Below are 22816 nucleotides of genomic sequence, written 5' to 3'. Positions count from 1 at the left end.
CAAGCCCGCAACGGAGCTTGGGCTTAACCGCGAGCGCTAGCTCTCCGCCTTATCCGATTTATATTCGTATTGGTAGTAGCCGTAACCATAACCGTAGCCATAGCCTGAAGCTTTGCGTTCTACCGCATTGAGTACAACGCCTTTAACCGTAATACCATTTTGTTCAAAGCGCTGCTTGGTGACTTCCAGCTCTTTAACAGGGTTTAAGCCAAAGCGGGTTACTAGCATGGTGACGCCGCACTGGCGGCCGATAATCGCCGCATCGGTTACGGCCATAATGGGTGGCGTATCAACAATAACAAGGTCGTAGTCGACGCTTACGGCTTCGAGCAGTTGGGTTAGGCCTTTGCTCATCAGCAGCTCAGACGGGTTGGGCGGTATTGCGCCTCTAGGCAGTATAAAAAGCTCGCCAATTTTGGTTGGCCGTATTGCGTCCTGCAATTGCACGCGCTTACTCAAAACATCTGACACGCCATTCTCAGGTCCTACATCAAACATTTTGTGCATATAGCCTTTACGCAAATCCATGTCGATTAGCAGTACGCGCTGGCCCGCTTGAGCGATTACCGCCGCCAAGTTACCCGACACAAAAGACTTACCAACATTAGGGCTAGGACCAGAGATCATCATAATATTGTTGCTGGCTTCCAGCATGGCAAAGTGCAAGCTGGTGCGCAGGCTGCGCAGGGCTTCTATGGTGATGTCGGTGGGGTTGCGCTGTGCAAGCAATGCCGTTGGATGCTGATTGCGTAATTTCCGCAGCTGCCGAGCAGAGCGACGGTTGCCAAAATCCAATTTACGTTGCTCGTCAGACAAAGGAATAGACGCATACACCGGCAGACCAATGGCTTCTATGTCGTCGGGGTTTTCAATGCCGCGATTCAGCGCTGCGCGCACCAAAACTAATGCCACGCCCAAGAAACCGCCCAGCAATGTCGCAATAACAACAATAAGCGGCTTTTTGGGTTTAACCGGCTCTTCAATATTAACAGCGGCGTCGTCAATAATGCGCACATTACCCACGGTGCCCGCGCGAACAATATCCAACTCTTGAATATTGTTTAGCATTTGGGTGTAAATTTCGGTACCCACTTCCAAGTCTCGCTTTAGCCCCAGTAACTCTTGTTGGGTTTCTGGCAGGCCCTTAATACGAGTGTTAAATTCCGTTTTACGGGCCACTTGCTCGGCCATTTGCTCCCGCCAAGCTTGGTAAGCGGGGTGGTCGCGGGTGTATTTACGGTCTAGCTCAGCTTGCTGCAATTGCAATTCAGCAATGCCAGATTCAATGTCCACCACTTGGTCTAACAGGGCTTCGGCTTCGGCGCTAATGTTCACCGAGCCCACTTTAACCTGATAGGCATTAAACTTGCGCTCGGCCTCTTCTAGGTCCTTTTTAATGTTGGGCAACTGCTCGCGCAAAAAATCCAAGCTCTTTGCGGCTTCCGCCGACTGGCGTTCTACGTTTTGTCGCAGGTAGGTGCTGGCAATAACATTCAAAATCTCTTCGGCACGGTCGGGTTCGGTATCTTCTATAGACAGCGCCAAAATGCCCGAATCTTTACCGCGCTCAGATACGCCCATGGTTTCTTGAAGGGTGATAATCGCGCTTAAGCGGCGCAGGCGACTGAGGGTGAATTGGGTGCCAGGGCGGGCGTGCAGCGTGGGCATATAAAGCTCGTAGCCCTCGGCGCGTATTAACTTACCCGCTTCGCCACTGAGTAGCGCCTCGCCATCAGGCGACAGCAGGGTAAAGCCATTTTCTGCAGCAACAAGCGTGTGTACTGCATTAAACTGGGTGGCGGGCACTTCAAAGCGGCTGATTTTAATGCGCTCGCCGCCCCAAGCGTAGGAGCCAAAGCCAAGTACTGGCGTATTAAGCTCGTTTTCTTCGCCAGCAAAACGTCGCGCGATGGCGCGGCCAAGCACGGGGAAATAGCGGGGTTCTACCTTAATATCTAAATCGAGGTTATCAACCGCCGTGCCAATCACCTTGCGGCTTTTAATAAGCTCAATTTCGGTAATGGCCGCAGACTCGCCACCAAACATCTCGGTAACGTCGCTCATGCCGGGCAAGCCGGGCGACTTTTCCTCTACCTGTATAATGGCATTTGCCCTATACACAGGCGAAGCCAGCAAGGCGTAGGCAAGGCCAATCATCATAAATACGGCGGTAATGGCTGCAATAAGCCATTTTTGATCCCATAAAGTCGCAAATAAAGCGAGTAAGTCGATTTCGTCGTCTTGTGCTTGTTGTCGCGGGGCGGGGCTGCTGCTTGTATTAGCGGTCATAGAATTGAATACCAAAAATAAAAATCTGGGTGTGCTGCCTGCACGCCATGTTGCAGGCAAAAATTATTCTGTGTTGCTGAGCTGCGCAAAATTAAACTTACTTGCCGTCAATATCACCAACGGTGTCAGTAGCGATAATCGATGGCAGCAACTGGCTCAAAAAACGGTTCCAGCGGGTAATGGGCGCCGGTGACACATACACCACATCGCGAGCTTCTAAAGGAAAGCGATCTGCCAACATAAATCCCACCGCCGAGCTGGCGTTTAAATGGTAAACCGTGGCGCGGTACACAGGCAGGCCGGTATTATCGCGGCCAATCCCAGCATTGCGTAAAACGTAAATGCCGCGGCCATCGGCGCGGTTCTCGTTAATGCCATTGGCGGTGGCCAAGGCTTCTGCCAGGCTCGTGCCATTGCGCGACATCGACACGCTTTGGGGGCGATTGACCTCGCCTAGCACAAAGATTTTTTCAGCGTCGTTGCGGGGTATATGAATTAAGTCACCGTCTTGCAATAGCAGGTTTTGCGACCATTGACCGCTTTCATATAAAGAACGCAATGAAATTTGTTGGCTGTTGCCATTGCGGGTCAGCGTCACTTCGCCCCACGAGGCATTTTCACGTAGGCCGCCCTGCTGTTCTATGGCGTCGAGCAGGGTAAGCGGGTTATTGGTAATGGGCACCACACCGGGTTTCATTACCGAGCCACTAATATACACCTTTTGGCTTTGAAACGACGCTACCCGCACATCAACTTGGGGCCGCTTAATGACCGAGCCCAAGCGATTTTGCAATAACACCTGCACTTCACCGGTAGTTAAGCCCGATACCGGCAAGTCGCCAGCATAGGGGTAAAACACCGAGCCGTCGGCCTTCACCACATTGCCGCCGTCCTCTGCGCTACGAAATGAGCCAGAGGGAATGGTAAGCTCGGGGTGCTCCCATACCGTAATGGTTAATATGTCGCCGGGGCCAATGCGGTACTCATACGCAGCCAATGCTTGCTTAAGTGGTTCATTGGTTTCGGGGCGCAGGGGCGTTGCGCTCCCTAAATGGCTGAGCACGGTGGCGTTTATCGGAATATAAGAAATTTCTGTGGTGGCGGGTGAATAATCTTCTGGGGTGTCGTCATACCAAGCCGAATTCCAGCGGCTCATGTTGCTGCCCGGTACTACGGTGCAAGCAGACGTCGCCGCGACACAGGCTAAAATGAGCGAGGTTTTAAATACATTCATGCAGAGTTTCCCTGGCTGCGTATGTGTGATCCGGCCACAAATGAATGACCCGTAAAATAATTAAAAGCAGGCTAAGCCGCCTAATGAAAAAAAGCGGTGTACCGCGCAGGGCATATTATTTCGCTTAACAACTAAAGTTGAAAAGCCCATGCCCAGAAAGTGTGCCAATGATACCAGCTTATATAGCTCGCGCCAGCGTCTGGCATTTTTCACGCTGTGCCTTGGCCCTATTCCTTGGTGCCTCGGCGTTGTTGCCAATAAAAGCACAAATTGGGCCACAAGTGCAGTGGCAATACGAGCAAGTTTCGGTGCAAACAAAAAAATTGCGACAAATAGCACAAGTACAATGTTATTCATCAAATTGTAGTTATTTGCCGCCACAATCCAGCCCACAAAATACGCGGAAGTAAACGGCGCTTAATGCGGACGCTAGGCACTATGTGTTCCAAGTAATTGTGGGTGCTGTTTTGGTCAACACATCATGTTGGCTTATAAATTGCTTTAAGCTAAGCGGAACGAACAAGGTCAAACATAGTCAGTATTGCGCTGTGGCTTATGTTGGCGAGGGAATGCAGCAAATGGGCCTAAACCGGAGTAATTACCTAGATTTGGGCTTGGTTTTTGCACTGTATTGGCTCAGAATTGCGCGCTTGCTTGGGGCGTGCGCATTTTTTGGTGCAAAGTGCCTAGGAGCAGCTAAACTTTAACCTCCGTATTACAGTGTATAGCCTCTTGTAGGTATACATATAGTTAGAAATAGCATCTGTAGAGCCTTGCCAAAGGATTGCCCGCGCTCCAGATGAATTGAAACGTGTAAAAGATGAATTCCTAAGCGAGGGAATTGCTGTGAATACTGAAAGAGTGAATTTGGCCACCAACCTGCCGCAATCAGGTTTTATTCGTCAGCATCACTCCATGTTGATGGCGGTACATCAATTAACCGATGTGCTGTTAATTTGGGGTATATTGGCGCTGTTCGTTAGCCTTGGCGATTATGGCTGGGCAGTTTGTTATCAAATTGCTGCCTTTTTAAGTTCAATTTGTTACCACATATTTGCCCATAAAAATGGCCTGTATTTTTCATGGCGCGGGCAGTCACTGTTTACCGAAGTAAGAACCGTTATTACCACGTGGCTGGTGGTGCTGGGAGCTTTGTTAACGGTTGTTTTTGTATTTGAATTAAACGAATCCTATGGCGGCGGTGTAATGATTGCTTGGGCTCTGGCCGTGCCGGTAGCAATCAGCTTTTATCGCGTGTCTGCCCGTATAGTGCTTAGAGAGATGCGCCGCACCGGCGTTAATACCCGCCGGGTGGCCATTGTTGGCGCAAAAGAACCCGGCCTAACCCTAGCCAGAAGCATTTTGCAAAGTGCATGGATGGGCTTAGATGTTGCCGGATTTTTTGATAACCGCGTAATTGTGGGTGCTAAACCATTAGACGGCGAAGACCTACAGGTGCTAGGCGACATCGAGTTTTTAAAAGCCCAAGCCCGTGCAGGTGAATTTGACGACATTTACATCGCCCTGCCAATGCGCGAAGAAGAAACCATCAAAGACTTGGTGGAATACCTCGCCAATAGCTCCTGCTGTGTTCATATCGTGCCAGATGTATTTACCTTTAAAATGCTCAATGCCCGCAGCCGCGAAATTGGTGGCCTGCCGGTAGTGAGTGTTTACGACACCCCCTTCGATTCATTTGATGCCCTAATCAAACGCTTAGAAGATGTTGTTTTAAGCTCGATAATCCTCTGTTTAATAGCGGTGCCCATGTTGTTTATTGCGGCGGCTGTTAAATGGACCTCTAAAGGTCCGGCTATTTTTAAGCAGCGCCGCTACGGCATAAATGGCGAAGAAATCATGGTGTGGAAGTTCCGCTCCATGACCACCTGCGACAATGGCGATGTAGTGGTGCAAGCCACCAAGGGCGACTTGCGTATTACCAAGCTGGGCGCCTTTTTGCGTAAAACTTCTTTAGATGAGCTCCCCCAATTTATAAATGTGCTGCAAGGCAAGATGAGTATTGTTGGCCCGCGTCCTCACGCAGTTGCTCATAACGAGCTGTACCGCGACAAAATTAGTGGCTATATGCAGCGCCATTTAGTTAAACCAGGCATTACCGGCTGGGCGCAGGTTAATGGCTGGCGTGGTGAAACAGACACTATTGAGAAAATGGAAAAGCGAATTGAGTTCGATTTGTTTTATATTCGAAATTGGTCTATTTGGATGGATCTAAGGGTTATATTATTAACATGCTTTAGAGGATTTGGAGGCGCCTAGTTGTTGAATGGCTGTAAAAGGCTTTTTTCTGTATTTTCTTGGGGCTAGCTAATAGGTTCTCTGCTCTGCACCCTCTGCTGGGGTGGTATTCATGTCAATCTGCAAAGCGTGTGTTTTGGGGGTTAATGGGGCCCTGCCGCTATAGCTCCAAAGGCAAAAGCTAAGCCATTTTTCTTTTGAGTTGCAATTCTTTCGTGGCTGGAGTTGGGTTCTATAATGTGTGCACATCAAGTCTTGAAGAGCGGCGATGCGATTATGTGGAACTACCTTCGATGTCAAAAATTAATTATTTTGGAAAGCTATGTCAGAAGCAGCAAGTAAGGTTGGGAGCGGGCGACGACATGTAGCAATCTTGGCTAATACCCTTTGGATGCTTGCTGAGTACAGTTTAAAAATTGTATCGGGCATATTTGTTAGTATATATGTTGCACGCTATTTGGGGCCTTCGGATTTTGGTCAATTAAGTTACGCACTCGCAATTGTATCCATTTTTATGGCGATTAGCCGCTTAGGTATGGAATCTATTTTAGTACGTGATATGTCCTCCTTTCCGGAAATGCGAAAGGAGTATCAGGGCACGGCGTTTGCGTTAATGCTCTGCGCGAGTATGGTTAGCATTGCTACCTTGGCTGGGTTTGTAATAGGGTTTGAAAACGATGAAGGTCAGAAATGGCTGGTAGGAGTTATTGCAATAGGAATGATTTTTCAGCCACTTATGGTCGTAGATTATGGGTTTCAGGCTAATGTGGCCGCAAAGTTCTCCTCGATTGCAAAAACTTTGTCTTTGGCTATAAGCTCAGCGGTTAAAGTATATCTGGTGCTGAGTGATGCCGGTTTAAAGGGGCTTGCAATTGCATACGCTTTTGACCAGTTTTTAGTGGCGTCTCTTCTTCTGGCGATGCATCTGATTAAGCGTCAAAGTGGATTTTTTTTCAAAATGAAAGTTAAGCTTATTGCGCCCCTATTAAAAAGTGCGTTCCCATTAACGCTTTCGGCAGTCGCAAGCATATTATATACGCGTGTCGACCAATTGATGATTAAACATATGCTTGATTCGGGTGCGCTCGGGGTTTATTCATCGGCGGTAAAAATATATGAAGGCTGGGTAATTATTCCTTATGTTATTAGCATATCGTTGCTACCCGAAATTGTCGGTTTGAAACTAAGATCAGAGCAAGAATACAGAAATAAAATGACCAAGTTGTTTTCGGTGATGTTCTGGGTTGGAGTGCTTGTCGCTTTATTTTCGACGATGTATGGCGATTTAATTATACGGTTGACATTCGGTAGTCAATATACTGGAGCTTCTAGTTCGTTGGCAATTATCATGTGGGCGGCTGCATTTACAGGAATTGGTTCAGTGTCGGCACGTTATTTGACGGTCGAAGGGTTGGAGAAAAATATCGCTATTAGAACTGTTGTGGCGCTACTTGTGAATATATCGTTAAATTTATTGCTAATTCCTAAGTACGGTATAGACGGTGCAGCGGCAGCTACATTGATTACCGTAATTGTCGCGAACTATTTTATGAACTATGTCGGGTCCGAAGTGCGCGGACTATCAAAGATATGCAATGATGCGATTATTTTTAAATTCAAAAATTAAGATGAGTTTATATGCGAAATATTAAACATTTAGATTGCACCCTAAGAGATGGTGGATATTACAATAATTGGGACTTTTCCCCAGATATCATAAAGAATTACTTGGCTGCCATGGCTGCGCTTAATATTGATTATGTGGAAATTGGATTGAGGAGTTTGAGAAATGACTCATTTAAAGGTGGGTGTGCGTTTAGTACAGATGAGTTCCTTAATAGTTTAGGCATACCGAGCGAGCTTGAGGGTAAGATCGGGGTCATGGTGAACGGCGCGGAGTTTATGCCGCCAGATGATTGTGACGCCTCGGTATTTCAGGAAGAGGTATTGGGGCAGCTTTTTGTTCCTGCAGAGGAATCGCTGGTACGTTTAGTCCGGATAGCTTGTCATGTACATGAATTTGAGCGGTGTCTGCCAGTATCTTACATGCTTAAGGATTTGGGGTATCAAGTAGGCTTTAACCTGATGCAAGTGGCAGACCGGTCATTGGATGAAATTACAAAAATGGCCGCAATGGCGGAGGGCTACCCTATTGATGCTTTATATTTTGCGGACAGCATGGGGAGTCTGGATGCTGAACAAACATCTAAAATAGTTTTAGCATTTAAGGCCGGTTGGTCCGGCGAGTTAGGTATACATACTCACGATAATATGGGGTATGCAGTAACAAATAGTATGCAAGCTGTTAGTGATGGAGTGACATGGGTAGATAGCACTGTTACAGGTATGGGCCGTGGCCCCGGCAATGCACAAACAGAATATCTTTCATTGGCATTAGAAAATTTACGGTTAAGTAAGGGTAATCCAACGAAGTTGTACTGCCTTATTAGTGAGTATTTTAGATCGATGCAAGCTAAATATGGTTGGGGCACGAACCCATTTTATTATCTTGCGGGAAAATTTGGCATTCATCCATCATACATTCAAGAAATGCTTTCAAATAGTAGGTATAGCGAAGAAGATATTGTAGCTGTTATTGAGCAATTAAAAATTGAGGGTGGTAAAAAGTTCAATATTAACACATTGGAAGGTTCGCTGAACTTTTACTCTGGTAAGCCTAGGGGTACATGGGCTCCAGCATCGTTGATGATGGATAGGGAGGTGCTGATAGTCGGTGCGGGGGCAAGCGTAAAGTTACATCGAGTTGCAATTGAGAGCTATATTAGAGCTAAGAAGCCTGTTGTTATCGCACTTAATACTCAGTCGGAATTAGCGCAAGAGTTTGTTGATATCCGCGCAGCGTGTCACCCAGTTCGCTTGTTAGCCGATTGCGATGATTATTTGAAATTGCCGCAGGCACTGGTGGTTCCCGCCGGTATGTTGCCGCTGGAATTGCAAGAGAAACTTAAGGATAAAGAGTTGCTTGATTTTGGGGTTGGGATAACGCCCGGCAAATTCTCGTTCAGTGAAACAAAGTGTTTGTTACCTAAGTCATTAGTTTTAGCATACGCATTGGCAGTGGCAACAAGTGGCGGTGCAAATTCGGTTTCACTTGTTGGGTTTGATGGATATGCGGCAGATGATCCGAGGGCTGCCGAAGTCGATGAGTTGTTTAAAATTTATAGTAATACAGTTGCTAGCTTGTCGCTGGTTTCTTTGACGCCTACTAAATATGCACTTACCACTAAGTCAATCTATGGCATGAGAAAATAGTTATGAGAACTATTGTAGTAATTCCGGCCCGATATGAGTCTTCACGTTTTCCGGGTAAACCACTTGTAAGCTTGCTAGGTAAACCGATGGTTTTATGGGTGGCAGAGTTAAGCGAAAAAGCTGTTGGTAAGGCTAACGTTTACGTCGCTACCGATGATTCTAGGATTGCGGAGGTAGTCATTGATGCTGGTTATCAAGTAATAATGACAGGCGATGCGCTAACTGGTACTGATCGTCTCGCAGAAGCAGCACGTAAAGTTTCCGCAGATATATATATTAATATTCAAGGCGATGAACCTCTAGTAGACCCGCAAGATATTGTAAGGGTGATAGAAGAGAAAAAATTGCATTTTGATGCAGTCATAAATTGTTATTGCGAGCTTTCTGAATCTGAAGACCCTGGTAGCGTAAATATTCCTAAAGTTATTTTTTCAGAAGGAAAAAAACTTGTATATATGTCGAGGAAAGTACTACCGGGATATAAGGACTGTGGAAATGCACCAAAGAAACTTTACAAACAAGTATGTATCTATGCGTTTAATCGAAAGCAGTTGGCTGATTTTGAAAATTTTGGAAGGAAAAGTAAGCTTGAATCATCCGAGGACATTGAGATAATCCGCTTTTTAGAGTGGGGGCAGGAAATTAGGATGGTTGAAGCGGTTAGTGGAAGTTTGGCTGTTGATGTAGTCGGTGATGTAATTCCTGTCGAAGCTGCTCTGCAGTCGAGGTTTTAAAAATATGGTTAACGAGATCAATTTGCCGGAATATAAAACAATTGTGTTCGATTGTGATGGCGTTGTCTTGAATTCAAATGCTGTCAAAACAGCTGCATTTTATGAGGCCGCCAAGCATTATGGCGTCGATTACGCAACTGCCCTAGTGGATTATCATGTAAGTCACGGCGGTATATCCAGGTATTCCAAATTCCAGTATTTTTTAGAAAATATCTTGGGTCAAAATTCGCCTAATGCAGATGAGCTAAATGATTTGCTGGACAGATTTGCACTTGCTGTAAAGTCGGGTTTAATGGCCTGCGAAGTGGTTGAGGGTCTGCCGGAGCTTAGGGCGGCAACTGCAAGTTCGAACTGGCTAATAGTGTCGGGGGGAGACCAAAAAGAATTACGAGAAGTATTTGAGGCAAAAGGAATGGCTAAATACTTTGACGGTGGAATATTTGGTAGTCCAGACCCCAAAAATTTAATCTTAGAAAGAGAGCTTGGACGCGGAAACATTAAGCGCCCAGCATTGTTTTTGGGTGATAGTAAATATGATGCAGAAGCTGCGTTGGATGCGGGTCTCGATTTTGTCTTTATTAGTCAGTGGACAGAAGTTGTTGGGTGGCGGGAGTGGGTTCGTAATGAGTCATATAATCAATGCAGCCAAATAGGGGCGCTCTGTCAATGATCTTGCGCGCTGGGTATATAGAGTTGATGTCATCTCATGGGTAGGCATGGGCTAGAAGGCGAGTGTATCCCGGAGAATAGAAGTTTTGAGCAATACAGGAAATTAAAGGCATCTTTGGAGGGTAGGTTTTTTGGCGACATATCTCTTCGGGGGCCTGCAGGTTACTTTCTAGCGGATTTCGTATATAACTTTAAAGAAAGGCGATTGAGAAGTAAGGTTAAATTGTTTGTTGTTAGCATGTTTTTTGTTCCGAGGCTGGGGAAGGTCGCAATAAGAAAGGATTCCCTTTTTATTTGGACTTTAAACCGACCGGATTATAAAAAGCTATCTGCTGAGTACAAAAAAAAATTAGGTTGGGATTTTCAAGAGTTTTGTGTCGGTGCAGATGTCATTGGTTATAAATTTAGATTTGATCTTAGTGTGCTTCTGGGAGGGGCGAAAATTGTTTCGCGGCTAGCTAATTTAGGTGTTTTCGACCGAATTATTGTTTTTCTGTCTGTTGTTAGGTCGCTTAATAGCTGGAATTACTTTCAATCGACTTTGGATCTAGAGCGGGTTAAGCGATGCTTAAGTTTTAATAGCTCTTATGAATACGAAAGTGTGTTTACTCACTATTTAAGAAGCCGTGATATCGAGACCTTCTCGATGCAGCATGGCATGTATTTTAAATTTGAAAATGAGACTCCGATTGATGTAATAAACTATGAAAATATTGCAGCGGGGAAGATTTTAGTTTGGGGTGACTTTACAAAAGAACAGATAGCCCCATACATTCCGAGTGCTACGCGAACAATTGTTTTTGGTAATCCATGTTATGGCGCCGGATTTAATCCTGTAGTCCCCGCGCCGTCTAATAGGGTTTTAGTGTGTCTTCCACGGCGGAGTTACTTAGCGGAAATTTGGCAATTGGTAACGCTTATTCAGAGTGATATTTTCTCTGAATTTATCTTTGTGTTGAGGTTTCACCCAAGTGTCGGTGTGGTAGAAGTCCCATACCAAAAGGACAATATAGTTCCATCTGATAAATCTTCATTGAGTGAAGATCTGCTGTCGGGAAAGGTGTCGCGTGTTATTGGTTTTAATTCTACTGCGCTTTTCGAGTGCGCTGCTTTTGGCTACCCGGTTATCCAATATATATCGGGCAATGATGAGGTTACATCTGCTGGGTTTGATCAATTCTCCTCTGCTGCGGGCCTCCATATGTGGCTTGCAGCCTGTGTTGGTAGTAATTTAGATGCAAGTTATTATTTCGGTAGTTCTGAGTCAAAGCTGCGTTAAGTTATGTTGGTTTTGGTTGATAATATCTCAATAATTGGTGAGTAAATTTTGCTTTCGGTGTCATTTGAAATGACAGCTGGGATTTTAGATTGGACGCGAGAGGTTAATTTTGGAATATATATATGTTGTTCTCGTTAATTATGGTGGCTGGAGGGATACTCAGGAATGTCTTGAATCTTTACTTAAGCTAGATTATGAGAATTTCGAGATTGTGGTAGTTGATAATAAATCCCAAAATCAATCTTTAGAGCATCTGGTTTCTTGGGCAAGAGGGGAAGAATTGGCTTCTGTAGATAATGCCAGTTTAGCTGAGTACTCACAGCCACCTGTTGATAAGCCGATTGATTATAATGTAATTGAATGGATGAAAGAAGGTTGTGTTAATAGTGGTACTCTGAAAAAAAGAAGGGTTACGTTTATACAAAGTGGAGAAAATCGGGGGTTTTCTGCGGGTAATAATGTAGGTATCAGTTATGCATTGAGTGGTGGTGACGCGGACTACATCTGGCTATTGAATAACGATACGGTTGTGGGTCGAAACTCATTAAATGAATTGGTTTCAAAATTCTTGCTGTATAAAAAAACAAATGAAAAAGTAGGCATTATCGGGAGCAAGCTAAGGTACTATCATGCGCCGGAGGTAATTCAAGCTATAGGTGGGCGGTATAGCAAATGGTTGGCGACTACAAAGCATGTTGGCGCGTTTGAAGTGGATGTTGGTCAATATGACGCGGATGAGTCATATTGTGGTGTTGATTATCCGGTTGGTGCGAGCATGTTTGTCTGTGCCGATTTCATACGAGAAGTCGGGCCTATGTGCGAAGATTATTTCTTGTATTTTGAAGAACTTGATTGGGTTTTGAGGGGACGAGTAAGTGGGTGGAGTGTAGGGTATTGCTCAGGCTCAGAAATTTTTCACAAGGAAGGCGGAACAATAGGGGTTGCTTCTAGGGCGTCAGGTAGAAGCGAGTTTTCTGATCACCTAGTAAATTTAAATAAATTAAAAATTACTGAGGTGTTCTATCCATCGTGTATATGGTCAGTTCGGTGCTCCATTATTTTGGTGGCATTTAATCGGTTAAGGATGGGAATGTTTCGGCGAGCCATTATGATTTTTAAAATAGCGGTATTGAGTAAATGAGGGAGATTTCATACTCATTGGGTTCTTTTTTTTACTTGATTTTGGTTGCAGTAATTGTAGTGCTTCCTACAGGCTATGTTTATGGTGTCCCAATTAAGCATTTGATAGTTTTGCCGATGGCTTTTTTTTTCTTGGTTTCATTGTCCTGGCTTAAACTAAGCGAGATAGTTCTGGTTTTTTCTTATTTTGTGTTTGCGATTATTTACTTTCTGATTGGGATGGGCTCGTATCAGGGGGCTAATTTTGTGTTGGATGAGTCCCTGTTGTACTTGGGATTTGTCACTGTATATCTTTTTGGAATTTTTATTTTTGATCGTGGTGGTTTTTCGCGAAACACTTTTTTGACGGTTGTTGTTTATAGTTCTTTTTTCTATTCGATCGTTAAGTTGGTGTTGGTTGTACTTGTTGCAACTGAAGTGATTTCATTTGAAGATTTACTCTTATTCTTTACGAATAATTTGAATTATCGATTTGTGAGCTCTTCAATTGCCGCAGGGGTTGTAAGGATTAGTGTTATTGGGAATGATTTGATCGTGCTGTTTTCCTTGATTTTGGTGCTTGAGGGAGTTGTTGGGCGGGGTCTACTTAAGCTGATTTTGATTTCCGTTTTGTTTTTGTGCATAATTTTTGCTTTTTCCCGCCTGCTATTCTTTGCTCTTGCTTTATATTATATGGTTTTTTCAAGTGCTAGGGCTAAAATTGCCACAACCATTGTTTTTGTTTTTGTTTTTTTTGTTCTTATGAGTAGCTATCAGTCCGAAATTATTTCAGCATTTGAGTATCGTTTTACGAGTGAGGATAATTCAGTAAGTGATGGCGCCAGGTTTCATCAGTCAGATTTCTTAATTGCAGAAATTTCGAAAAACCCTGTTTTTGGATGTGGATTTGGATGTTTCTCGAGGGATTATATTCGCGATCAGAAAGTGCCTTTTTCCTACGAGGTGCATTGGTTATCATTGGCGATGAAGTTCGGGGTTGCAGGAATTCTGGGGTATTTGTACCTTTTTTATTATAGTCTGAGGGCAGTTAGAGTTAAATCGATTTCTCGCGATGATTTTCTGGCTATATATATATTGTCCATAGTGGTTTTAGGTGGATTGACAAATCAATTGCTAATGTCCACTGGTACGTCGGTGGCGTTGCTATTAGTGTGCATTTTTTCTAGTCACTCCAATTCTCGTGAAAGAGTATGATGTTTCTCAAGATATGGATTTACAGCGCAGCAGGTAGTTAGCTTTATTGGGTGAGAGCGGGCTAACTACTTCGAGACAAGATAGGTGCATGATAATGATAGTATACGACGATGTGATTTCTCTAATCCAAAGAACCGGGGGTATTACAGTGTTATTTAACGAGATTCAGTCTAGGTTGAGTCGCGATAATATTGAGTACACTGTTTCCGAGTCACCGGATGTTTGTAATACGATGCAATTAATGAAGATTTTCGAGCGCTATCGGAGTATTCCGGCCAGTAGAATTCCTGCCGATATAAGCGTTTTTCACTCCACTTATTATCGCGTTCCAAGTAACAAGGTGGTACCTGTAGTTACAACTGTCCATGATTTTACATATGAGCGGGTTGTCGGTGGTGTAAGAAAAATGGTGCATAGCTGGCAGAAAGGGCACGCAATTAATTCATCCGATCATATAATATGTGTATCTGAGTCGACTAGGGAAGATCTGTATCATTACTACCCTAACGTGATTGACTCGCACGTTACAGTTGTTCCCAACGGCGTTTCCAGCGTTTACCACCCAATTGCGGGCGTGATGAAAAAACAGCAAGTGCTTTTTGTTGGTAGTCGCGCGTCATATAAGAATTTCAATAATACGGTAGAAAGCTTGATCGCTCATAAGGACATCTCGCTCGCGTGCGTAGGCGGAGGTGGCTTTAGTAATGCTGAGATACTGTATTTAGAGCAATGTATACCGGGACGCTATACGCATCTAGGTTACATTTCCGAGTATCAGCTGAATATTGAATACAATCAATCAATCTGCTTAGTATACCCGTCCTTATATGAAGGGTTTGGAATACCAGTTCTCGAGGCGTTTGCATCTGGTTGTCCTGTAATTGCTGTTGATACATCCTCTATACCAGAAGTTGCCGGAGGTGCAGCAGTTTTAATTAAGTCTGGGGCGTCGTCCGAAATATCTGATGCAATATCAGCATTAAGTTGTGACAAGGTTAGGAGCGATTTTCGGGATAAGGGGTTTTCACAGGTATCGAAGTTTAGTTGGGAGAGGACGTATCAGGAAACTTTGCGTGTATATGAAAAATTTCAGTAGAGGTATGGTATGAAGGTAGCATTGATAAGTGGTGTAACTGGGCAGGACGGTTCATATTTGGCTGAGTTTCTGTTAGCCAAAGGGTATGAGGTTCATGGTATTAAAAGGCGAGCATCGTCTTTTAATACCGAGCGTGTAGATCATATTTATCAAGATCCTCATACAGATAATAAAAATTTTATACTTCATTATGGAGATTTGTCTGATTCGTCTAACCTGACCCGTATCTTGAAAGAAGTGCAGCCGGACGAGGTCTATAATTTGGGCGCGCAATCACATGTTGCAGTTTCCTTTGAAAGCCCAGAATATACGGCGGATGTTGATGCTCTTGGTACGCTGCGAATATTGGAAGCCATTCGGTTGCTGGGATTAGAAAAGAAAACACGTTTTTACCAAGCATCTACATCTGAGCTGTATGGCGAAGTTCAAGAGATTCCCCAGAAGGAAACTACGCCTTTTTATCCGCGTTCACCATATGCCGCAGCCAAGCTTTATGCGTACTGGATTACCGTAAATTATCGCGAATCGTATGGTATGTACGCGTGTAATGGCATTTTGTTTAATCATGAATCACCCCGCCGCGGCGAGACCTTTGTTACCCGTAAAATTACACGTGGCGTTGCGAATATAGCGCTTGGTCTAGAAGAATGCCTGTATTTGGGTAACATGGATGCGTTGCGAGATTGGGGTCATGCGAAAGATTATGTGCGGATGCAATGGATGATGCTGCAGCAAGAGCAGGCCGAGGATTTCGTAATAGCAACGGGTAAGCAAATCTCCGTTCGTGAGTTTGTTCGTATGTCTGCCAATGAAGCAGGTATTGAACTAGAATTCTCTGGTGATGGTGTTGATGAACAGGCAAAAGTTATTAGCGTAAACAGTAAGCTCGCTCCTGGTGTGGAAATGGGCGATGTCATTGTACGTGTTGATCCTCGTTATTTTCGTCCCGCAGAGGTTGAAACCTTGTTGGGTGATCCTAGTAAAGCGAAGGAAAAGTTAGGCTGGGTGCCGGAGATTACCGTAGAAGAGATGTGTGCAGAAATGGTAGCAGCTGATCTTGATAAGGCTAAGCGCCATGCGCTGCTTAAGAATCACGGTTTTGACGTTTCTGTGGCTCGCGAAAATTAAAAGGACTTTGCTATTATGATGCGCGTTTTTGTTGCGGGCCATCGGGGTATGGTTGGTTCCGCTATTGTTCGGCAGCTGGAGGCGGCTGGCGGTTGCGAAGTCGTTACGCGGAGTCGTGGCGATTTGGATTTGTTGAATCAAGATGCAGTGCGTTCCTTTTTTGCCAATGAACATATTGATGAAGTTTATTTGGCTGCGGCAAAAGTAGGCGGAATAGTCGCGAACAATAACTATCCCGCTGACTTTATTTATGAAAATTTGATGATTGAATGCAATATTATTCACTCTGCATTCATCGCAGGCGTTAAGCGTCTTTTGTTTTTGGGTTCGTCTTGTATTTACCCAAAACTGGCCGAGCAACCGATGCAAGAGACTGCACTGTTAACTGCGACCTTGGAACCGACCAATGAGCCTTATGCTATTGCTAAGATTGCCGGTATTAAGCTTTGTGAATCGTACAACCGTCAGTATGGGGTTGACTATCGTAGCGTAATGCCAACGAATCTTTATGGTGAAAATGATAATTTTCATCCTGAAAATAGTCATGTTATTCCAGCAATGATGCGTCGTTTTCATGAGGCTGCAGAAAGTAATGCGCCAGAGGTAGTGGTTTGGGGCACGGGTGCGCCGATGCGAGAATTTTTGCATGTTGATGACATGGCAGAGGCAAGTGTTTTTGTTATGAATTTGAGTAAGGCGGTATACGCTGCGAATACCCAAGAAATGCTCTCGCATATTAATGTGGGTACCGGTATTGATTGTACAATTGCGGAGTTAGCGCAAACTATGGCTAAAGTTACTGGTTTTAATGGCGTTATTCGTTTTGATGCCGACAAGCCGGACGGTGCACCACGTAAATTAATGGATGTCTCCAGGTTGGCAAATATGGGGTGGCGGGCATCAATTAGTTTGGAGGTCGGCCTATCGTCGACCTATCGTTGGTTTTTAGCGAGTCAGGCAACCATTCGCGCATGAGTGAGTGGTTGCCAAATTCGGTTTTTGAACAAGGAATCGCTATATTACCACTGGTTTCAATTGATCTGATTATTAAAGATAGAAAGTCGGGCGATTATTTGTTGGGCTTGCGAAAAAATCGCCCAGCTGAGAGTTATTGGTTTGTACCCGGTGGTCGAATTCGTAAAAATGAACGGCTAAATAATGCATTTTTACGCATTACCGAGATCGAAATTGGTTGTGCAATAAGTATGGCTTCGGCTTACTTTAAAGGTGTATACCAACATTTTTATTATGATTGCGTATTTAATTCAGAAACCAGTACTCATTATGTTGTTCTAGCTTATGAGCTAGAGCTAAATCTCGATGAATTGAGCTTGCCAAGCGGGCAGCATAGCCAATATGAGTGGTTAAGTGCAGAGGAAATATTGGCGAGAATAGATGTGCATCAGCACAGTAAAGACTACTTTTTAAGAGATACGTAATGGCTTGGCTGAAATGAAAGTGTTAATTGTTGGTTTGAATTATTCCCCTGAAATGACAGGGATCGGTAAGTATACAGGGGAGTTGGCAGAGTGGCTCGCATTGAATGGTCAGAATGTAAAAGTAATAACCACACCGCCATATTATCCTCAATGGAATATTCAAGAACCATATAAAAGATTTGGCTATCAGCATGAACAATTGAACGGTGTTGATGTATACAGATGTCCGCTATATGTGCCAAGACGTCTTAGTTCGCTAAAGCGGATAATGCACCTACTTAGTTTCGCTTTATCATCATTTCCATTAATTATTGGTCAGATATTCTGGCGGCCTGACGTTGTTATTAATCCCGTACCTTCTTTGTTTTCGTCTCCAATTTGTGCCTTGTTGGCTAGATTGAGTGGGGCCAAAAGTATATTACATATTCAAGACTACGAAATCGACGCTATGTTTGGGTTGGGAATGGCGAGTCATGGGCTGGTAGGTAAGTCTGCTAGAATATTTGAACGCATGGTTTTACGGAGTTTTGACAGAGTTTCGACTATATCTCGATCTATGATGAATCGGGCAGTTTCGAAAGGTGTATCCGAAGATAAACTTATTTTTTTCCCTAATTGGTCGGACACCTCCGTTTTTCGCGATGCAAAATCATCGGAGACGTTACGTAATCGGCTCGGGGTTGCGACAGGCAAAAAAATGATCTTGTACTCCGGTAATATCGGTGAAAAGCAGGGTTTAGAGCAAGTTGTCGATGCCGCAGAGCATTTTTATGAAAGCCCTTATCATTTTGTGATTGTAGGAGATGGGGCGGGAAAGGAAAGTTTAAGAGCCCTAGTGGTTGAGCGTGAACTAAAGAATGTAAGCTTTTCTCCATTGCTGGAACTGGACGAGTTGCCGATTCTATTGGCTTCTGCAGACTGCCATCTCGTGATTCAGCGGAAAGGTGTCGCTGATGCAGTATTACCCTCAAAATTAACCAATATTATGGCTGTGGGTGGGACGGCTGTAATTACGGCGGAGGCAAATACGGAATTGGGGATTTTGTGTAGTAAGTATGTGGATATCGCCGAGCGGGTAGAGCCTGAGAATATTGATGCGTTGATTGCAGGCATTGAAGTGGCATTAGGAAGAGGGAAATTTAATTATGTTGCTGCAAACTACGCTAAGTTAAATATCGATAAAGAAAAAGTGCTCAGTAATTTTTTGCTTTGTATGAAGTCAATCGTTGCTAATGACTTAGGTGCTGGAGGTGCTTTGTGAAAGTTTTAGTCACCGGCGGTGCGGGTTTTATCGGCAGCGCCGTAGTTCGTCATATTTTAGCTGACACCGATGTCGCCGTCGTTAATGTGGATGTGCTTACCTATGCGGGTAATCTAGAGTCACTGCCCGGCGCGGAAGATTCTGGCCGTTACGCCTTTGCCCAAGTTGATATTTGCGACGCAGCAGCCATGAGCGCCGTTTTTGCCAAGCACCAACCCGATGTTGTGATGCACCTGGCCGCTGAAAGTCATGTCGACCGCTCCATCGACGGCCCCGGCGCTTTTATTCAAACCAATGTGGTGGGCACTTACACTATGTTGGAGGCGGCCCGCGCCTACTGGCAAGGGCTGGAAGGCGATAAAAAGGCCGCGTTCCGCTTTCATCATATCTCCACCGATGAGGTCTATGGTGACCTTCACGGCACCACCGATTTATTTACTGAAACCACCTCCTACGAGCCCAGCTCGCCCTACTCGGCCAGTAAGGCCAGCTCCGACCATTTGGTAAGAGCCTGGGGGCGCACCTTTGGTCTGCCGATCATCGTGACTAATTGCTCCAATAATTATGGCCCCTACCATTTCCCCGAGAAACTGGTGCCCCATATTATTCTTAACGCCCTGCACGGGAAGCCCTTACCCGTCTATGGCGATGGCAGCCAAATCCGCGACTGGCTGTATGTTGAAGACCACGCCCGCGCCCTGTTTAAAGTGGTTCGCGAAGGTCGGTTGGGTGAGACCTATAATATTGGCGGCCATAACGAAAAGCGCAATATTGAGGTGGTGGAAACCATCTGCGAACTGCTGGAAGAGCTCGCTCCCGAGAACGCCAATTCCCGCGCCAGCGGCAAAGGCTTTAAAGACTCAATCACCTTTGTTAAAGACCGGCCCGGTCACGATGCCCGTTACGCGATTGATGCCAGCAAGATTCAGCGCGACTTGGGCTGGACGCCAGAAGAGACCTTTGAATCGGGTATTCGCAAGACCGTGCAATGGTATTTAGACAACCCCCTGTGGTGGCAGCGAGTATTGTCGGGGGATTATAAGTTAGACCGTATCGGCGAGGCGGGCTAAGACGCTGAATGCTGGCCCCTGCCTATGCAGGGGCGACCGGGAGACGCAGAAGCGAGGGCCGAGCTGAACCCGTTGTTATGTCTGTGTAAGTATGACGCCGACAAAACGCCCTTTGCCGTCATACCTGCGCAGGCAAGTATCCACCTGAGCGCAGCGAATGCCGTTGGGTGGTAAATGCGAGGCGCGAGGTGCAAGGCCAAGGTATAGACTCCTGCCTGCGCAGGAGTGACTTAATTTGTTGTCATACCTGCGAAGGCAGGTATCCACGTGAGCGAAGCGAATGCATAGAGTCTTCAGCGCAGTGCTGAGGCTAAACTAAATTCACATTGAGGCCTGACATTAACTGCATCAGGCATGGAAAGGACGCAATATGACCAAGAAATACAAAGGCATTATCCTCGCCGGTGGCTCGGGCACACGCTTGCACCCCATTACTATGGGATGCTCCAAGCAGTTACTGCCAATTTACGATAAACCAATGATCTATTACCCACTGTCAGTACTGATGCTGTCGGGTATCAAAGATATTTTAGTTATCTCTACGCCCACCGATTTACCGGGCTTTCAGCGCCTATTGGGCGACGGCAGCCAGTTTGGTACGAATATCTCTTATGCCGAGCAGCCCAGTCCCGACGGCTTGGCCCAGGCCTTCACCATTGGTGCGGAGTTCATTGGCAATGACAATGTCAGCTTGGTCTTGGGAGACAATATCTTTTACGGTCAGCATTTCTCCGACAATCTGAAAAGCGCCATGGCCAAAGACACCGGCGCCACGGTGTTCGGTTATCATGTCACCGACCCCGAACGCTTTGGGGTGGTCGAGTTTAATGCTGAAGGCAAAGCCATTAGCATTGAAGAAAAACCCGCCAAGCCGAAGTCGCCCTATGCGGTAACAGGCCTGTATTTTTACGACAACGACGTGGTTGAGATTGCGCGCAATATTAAACCGTCTCATCGCGGCGAATTAGAAATTACCGATGTGAACCTCGCCTACCTCAATCGCGGCGACTTAAATGTGGAAGTGCTGGGGCGCGGCTTTGCCTGGTTAGATACTGGTACCCACGATTCCTTAATTGATGCGGGTCAGTTTGTGCAGACCGTTGAACATCGCCAAGGTCTCAAAGTCGCCTGCCTAGAAGAAATTGCCTACCGACAGGGCTGGATCAATACCGAGCAATTGTTGCGGCAAGGTGAGGCCCTTAAAAAGACCGGCTATGGCCAATATCTGCTGCGGGTTGCCGACGGCTATAAATAAACGGAATTTGAGGCAGCAATGAACGTTATACAAACCAAGCTAAAAGATTGTGTGATTATCGAGCCCAAGGTGTTTGGCGATCATCGGGGCTTTTTCTTAGAAACCTTTCAGGCAGATCGCTACCGCGACATGGCGGGTATCAGTCTGCCCTTTGTGCAAGACAACCACTCTCGTTCTGCCAAAGGCGTCTTGCGTGGCCTACACTTTCAAAAGACCAAGCCGCAGGGCAAATTGGTGCGAGTGGTCAGCGGTGAAGTGTATGACGTGGCGGTGGATATTCGCCCCGACTCACCGAGCTTCGGCCAGTGGGAAGGCATAATCCTCTCGGAAGAAAACAAGCGCCAGTTCTGGGTGCCGCCGGGTTTTGCCCACGGCTTTGTGGTGCTCAGCGACACCGCTGACTTTGAATACAAATGCACCGACTACTATGACCCCAGTGACGAAGGCAGCCTGATTTGGAATGACCCGGCGATGGCGATTACCTGGCCGCTAGAAAATCCTACCCTGTCAGATAAAGACAGTAAGGCCCCCACTTTTGCCGAGCTGTTCCAGCAATGAGTGCGCAGAGCGCAATGCACCTGCTGGTGACCGGCGCCAATGGCCAGCTAGGCCAATGCTTGGCGGACCAGCTCAAGGCGCAGAACATTGCCCACACCCTGCTGAGTCGTCAAGACGCCGATATTAACGACACCGTGGTGCTGGAAAAGATCATCGCGGATAAGGGCGTCACGGCCATAATCAACGCGGCGGCGTATACCGCTGTCGATAAAGCCGAGTCGGAGCCCGATTTGGCAAGGCGAGTGAATGTTGACGGCCCCGCCGCGCTGGCCAAACTCAGTGCGCGTTTTGATATCCCCTTATTACATGTTTCTACTGACTACGTTTTTGACGGTAATCAGCAAACGCCTTACGTTGAAACAGATGCAACCGGCCCCACTGGGGTCTACGGCCAAACCAAACTCGACGGAGAGTTGGCCATACAGCGCCATGCGACAAAATACATTATTATGCGCACCGCGTGGGTGTTTAGTGAATATGGCAATAACTTCTTGAAGACTATGCTGCGACTGGCAAAGGAGCGGGACACGCTCGGCGTGGTCGCCGACCAAATCGGTTGCCCGACTTATGCTGGGGATATCGCGCAGGCGTTAATCAGTGTTGCTCGGCAATTGCACGAGGCCGAAGAGCAAAATCTACCAGAAGCGCGCTACGGTATTTATCACTATGCTGGCGACGAGGCGGTGAGCTGGCACGGCTTTGCCATGGCGATATTTGAGGAAGCTCATCGGCGGGGCGTCTTAGCCAACATACCGGTGGTGAATGCGATTGCAACGCAAGATTACCCAACTCCCGCTAAACGACCGACTTACTCGGTTTTGAGTACAGTTAAACTTAGCCATGATCACCGAGTAGATGCGAGTGATTGGCGGGTTGCTGTTGAGAGTGTTTTGCTAGCGTTAGCGACATAGCGGTAAAGAACGAAATTAGATTGCACCATG

Annotated in this window: 19 protein-coding genes; 17 read left to right on the top strand and 2 right to left on the bottom strand. The window is 45.8% G+C overall.

Annotation, left to right across the window (positions count from 1 at the left end; all coding sequences use genetic code 11):
- Positions 1–36: 36 nt before the first annotated feature.
- Positions 37–2289 (bottom strand): polysaccharide biosynthesis tyrosine autokinase, encoded by a 2253-nt coding sequence (locus tag HNQ57_RS09930; protein WP_184462570.1) that lies wholly within the window; start codon positions 2287–2289, stop codon positions 37–39.
- A 97-nt stretch (positions 2290–2386) separates the two neighbouring features.
- Positions 2387–3523 carry a polysaccharide export protein gene (locus HNQ57_RS09925; protein ID WP_184462569.1) on the bottom strand — a complete coding sequence of 379 codons (1137 nt, stop codon included), beginning with the start codon at positions 3521–3523 and terminating at the stop codon, positions 2387–2389.
- Between the two features lie 846 nt (positions 3524–4369).
- Between HNQ57_RS09925 and HNQ57_RS09920 the strand changes: the two genes are divergently transcribed.
- From HNQ57_RS09920 to rfbD, 17 genes are all read left to right on the top strand, one after another.
- Complete coding sequence (locus tag HNQ57_RS09920) at positions 4370–5800, top strand: undecaprenyl-phosphate glucose phosphotransferase (RefSeq protein ID WP_184462568.1); 1431 nt, start codon at positions 4370–4372, stop codon at positions 5798–5800.
- A 301-nt stretch (positions 5801–6101) separates the two neighbouring features.
- Complete coding sequence (locus tag HNQ57_RS09915) at positions 6102–7406, top strand: flippase (RefSeq protein WP_184462567.1); 1305 nt, start codon at positions 6102–6104, stop codon at positions 7404–7406.
- Between the two features lie 11 nt (positions 7407–7417).
- A complete protein-coding gene (locus HNQ57_RS09910) occupies positions 7418–9052 on the top strand; it encodes an aldolase catalytic domain-containing protein (RefSeq protein ID WP_184462566.1) in 1635 nt (544 codons plus the stop codon).
- Positions 9053–9054: 2 nt separating this feature from the next.
- Complete coding sequence (locus HNQ57_RS09905; protein WP_184462565.1) at positions 9055–9786, top strand: 3-deoxy-manno-octulosonate cytidylyltransferase; 732 nt, start codon at positions 9055–9057, stop codon at positions 9784–9786.
- Positions 9787–9790: 4 nt separating this feature from the next.
- Entirely contained in the window at positions 9791–10456 is a 666-nt protein-coding gene (locus HNQ57_RS09900) for an HAD family hydrolase (RefSeq protein ID WP_184462564.1), read from the top strand.
- 204 nt (positions 10457–10660) lie between these two features.
- Complete coding sequence (locus tag HNQ57_RS09895) at positions 10661–11734, top strand: hypothetical protein (RefSeq protein WP_184462563.1); 1074 nt, start codon at positions 10661–10663, stop codon at positions 11732–11734.
- Between the two features lie 109 nt (positions 11735–11843).
- Positions 11844–12875: a glycosyltransferase family 2 protein gene (locus HNQ57_RS09890; protein ID WP_184462562.1), complete on the top strand. Its 1032-nt coding sequence runs from the start codon at positions 11844–11846 to the stop codon at positions 12873–12875.
- A complete protein-coding gene (locus tag HNQ57_RS09885; protein ID WP_184462561.1) occupies positions 12872–14068 on the top strand; it encodes a hypothetical protein in 1197 nt (398 codons plus the stop codon). The genes HNQ57_RS09890 and HNQ57_RS09885 overlap by 4 nt, the downstream gene beginning before the upstream one ends.
- Positions 14069–14156: 88 nt before the next feature.
- A complete protein-coding gene (locus HNQ57_RS09880) occupies positions 14157–15164 on the top strand; it encodes a glycosyltransferase family 4 protein (RefSeq protein WP_184462560.1) in 1008 nt (335 codons plus the stop codon).
- A gap of 9 nt (positions 15165–15173) precedes the next feature.
- Positions 15174–16292, top strand: coding sequence for a GDP-mannose 4,6-dehydratase (gene gmd, locus HNQ57_RS09875; protein WP_184462559.1), 1119 nt, complete (start codon positions 15174–15176; stop codon positions 16290–16292).
- A gap of 15 nt (positions 16293–16307) precedes the next feature.
- Positions 16308–17267: a GDP-L-fucose synthase gene (fcl, locus tag HNQ57_RS09870; protein WP_184462558.1), complete on the top strand. Its 960-nt coding sequence runs from the start codon at positions 16308–16310 to the stop codon at positions 17265–17267.
- Positions 17264–17731: a GDP-mannose mannosyl hydrolase gene (locus HNQ57_RS09865; RefSeq protein ID WP_184462557.1), complete on the top strand. Its 468-nt coding sequence runs from the start codon at positions 17264–17266 to the stop codon at positions 17729–17731. Before fcl ends, HNQ57_RS09865 begins: the two co-directional genes overlap by 4 nt.
- Positions 17732–17744: 13 nt before the next feature.
- Complete coding sequence (locus tag HNQ57_RS09860; RefSeq protein ID WP_184463002.1) at positions 17745–18992, top strand: glycosyltransferase WbuB; 1248 nt, start codon at positions 17745–17747, stop codon at positions 18990–18992.
- The gene (gene rfbB / locus HNQ57_RS09855; protein WP_184462556.1) at positions 18989–20062 is read left to right on the top strand and encodes a dTDP-glucose 4,6-dehydratase; all 1074 of its coding nucleotides are present in this window, start codon (positions 18989–18991) and stop codon (positions 20060–20062) included. Before HNQ57_RS09860 ends, rfbB begins: the two co-directional genes overlap by 4 nt.
- A 370-nt stretch (positions 20063–20432) precedes the next feature.
- On the top strand, positions 20433–21317 hold the full coding sequence (gene rfbA, locus HNQ57_RS09850; RefSeq protein ID WP_184462555.1) for a glucose-1-phosphate thymidylyltransferase RfbA: 885 nt from the start codon (positions 20433–20435) through the stop codon (positions 21315–21317).
- A gap of 18 nt (positions 21318–21335) precedes the next feature.
- Positions 21336–21875, top strand: coding sequence for a dTDP-4-dehydrorhamnose 3,5-epimerase (gene rfbC, locus HNQ57_RS09845; RefSeq protein ID WP_184462554.1), 540 nt, complete (start codon positions 21336–21338; stop codon positions 21873–21875).
- The gene (gene rfbD / locus HNQ57_RS09840; RefSeq protein WP_184462553.1) at positions 21872–22786 is read left to right on the top strand and encodes a dTDP-4-dehydrorhamnose reductase; all 915 of its coding nucleotides are present in this window, start codon (positions 21872–21874) and stop codon (positions 22784–22786) included. The genes rfbC and rfbD overlap by 4 nt, the downstream gene beginning before the upstream one ends.
- Positions 22787–22816 lie beyond the last annotated feature (30 nt).

Source organism: Zhongshania antarctica, from assembly GCF_014202945.1.
GTDB classification, from domain to species: Bacteria; Pseudomonadota; Gammaproteobacteria; order Pseudomonadales; family Spongiibacteraceae; genus Spongiibacter; species Spongiibacter antarcticus.
Note: the sequence above shows the minus strand (reverse complement) of the source record. Positions and strands in the feature narration are given on the sequence as shown.

Excerpts from the sequence above, each read along its gene's own strand:
- rfbD (WP_184462553.1), top strand. The coding sequence starts at position 21,872 with ATGAGTGCGCAGAGCGCAATGCACCTGCTGGTGACCGGCGCCAATGGC.
- HNQ57_RS09880 (WP_184462560.1), top strand. The coding sequence starts at position 14,157 with ATGATAATGATAGTATACGACGATGTGATTTCTCTAATCCAAAGAACC.
- rfbC (WP_184462554.1), top strand. The coding sequence starts at position 21,336 with ATGAACGTTATACAAACCAAGCTAAAAGATTGTGTGATTATCGAGCCC.
- HNQ57_RS09885 (WP_184462561.1), top strand. The coding sequence starts at position 12,872 with ATGAGGGAGATTTCATACTCATTGGGTTCTTTTTTTTACTTGATTTTG.
- HNQ57_RS09865 (WP_184462557.1), top strand. The coding sequence starts at position 17,264 with ATGAGTGAGTGGTTGCCAAATTCGGTTTTTGAACAAGGAATCGCTATA.
- HNQ57_RS09905 (WP_184462565.1), top strand. The coding sequence starts at position 9,055 with ATGAGAACTATTGTAGTAATTCCGGCCCGATATGAGTCTTCACGTTTT.
- gmd (WP_184462559.1), top strand. The coding sequence starts at position 15,174 with ATGAAGGTAGCATTGATAAGTGGTGTAACTGGGCAGGACGGTTCATAT.
- HNQ57_RS09925 (WP_184462569.1), bottom strand. The coding sequence starts at position 3,523 with ATGAATGTATTTAAAACCTCGCTCATTTTAGCCTGTGTCGCGGCGACG.
- HNQ57_RS09930 (WP_184462570.1), bottom strand. The coding sequence starts at position 2,289 with ATGACCGCTAATACAAGCAGCAGCCCCGCCCCGCGACAACAAGCACAA.
- fcl (WP_184462558.1), top strand. The coding sequence starts at position 16,308 with ATGATGCGCGTTTTTGTTGCGGGCCATCGGGGTATGGTTGGTTCCGCT.
- HNQ57_RS09860 (WP_184463002.1), top strand. The coding sequence starts at position 17,745 with ATGAAAGTGTTAATTGTTGGTTTGAATTATTCCCCTGAAATGACAGGG.
- HNQ57_RS09900 (WP_184462564.1), top strand. The coding sequence starts at position 9,791 with ATGGTTAACGAGATCAATTTGCCGGAATATAAAACAATTGTGTTCGAT.
- HNQ57_RS09910 (WP_184462566.1), top strand. The coding sequence starts at position 7,418 with ATGCGAAATATTAAACATTTAGATTGCACCCTAAGAGATGGTGGATAT.
- rfbA (WP_184462555.1), top strand. The coding sequence starts at position 20,433 with ATGACCAAGAAATACAAAGGCATTATCCTCGCCGGTGGCTCGGGCACA.
- HNQ57_RS09915 (WP_184462567.1), top strand. The coding sequence starts at position 6,102 with ATGTCAGAAGCAGCAAGTAAGGTTGGGAGCGGGCGACGACATGTAGCA.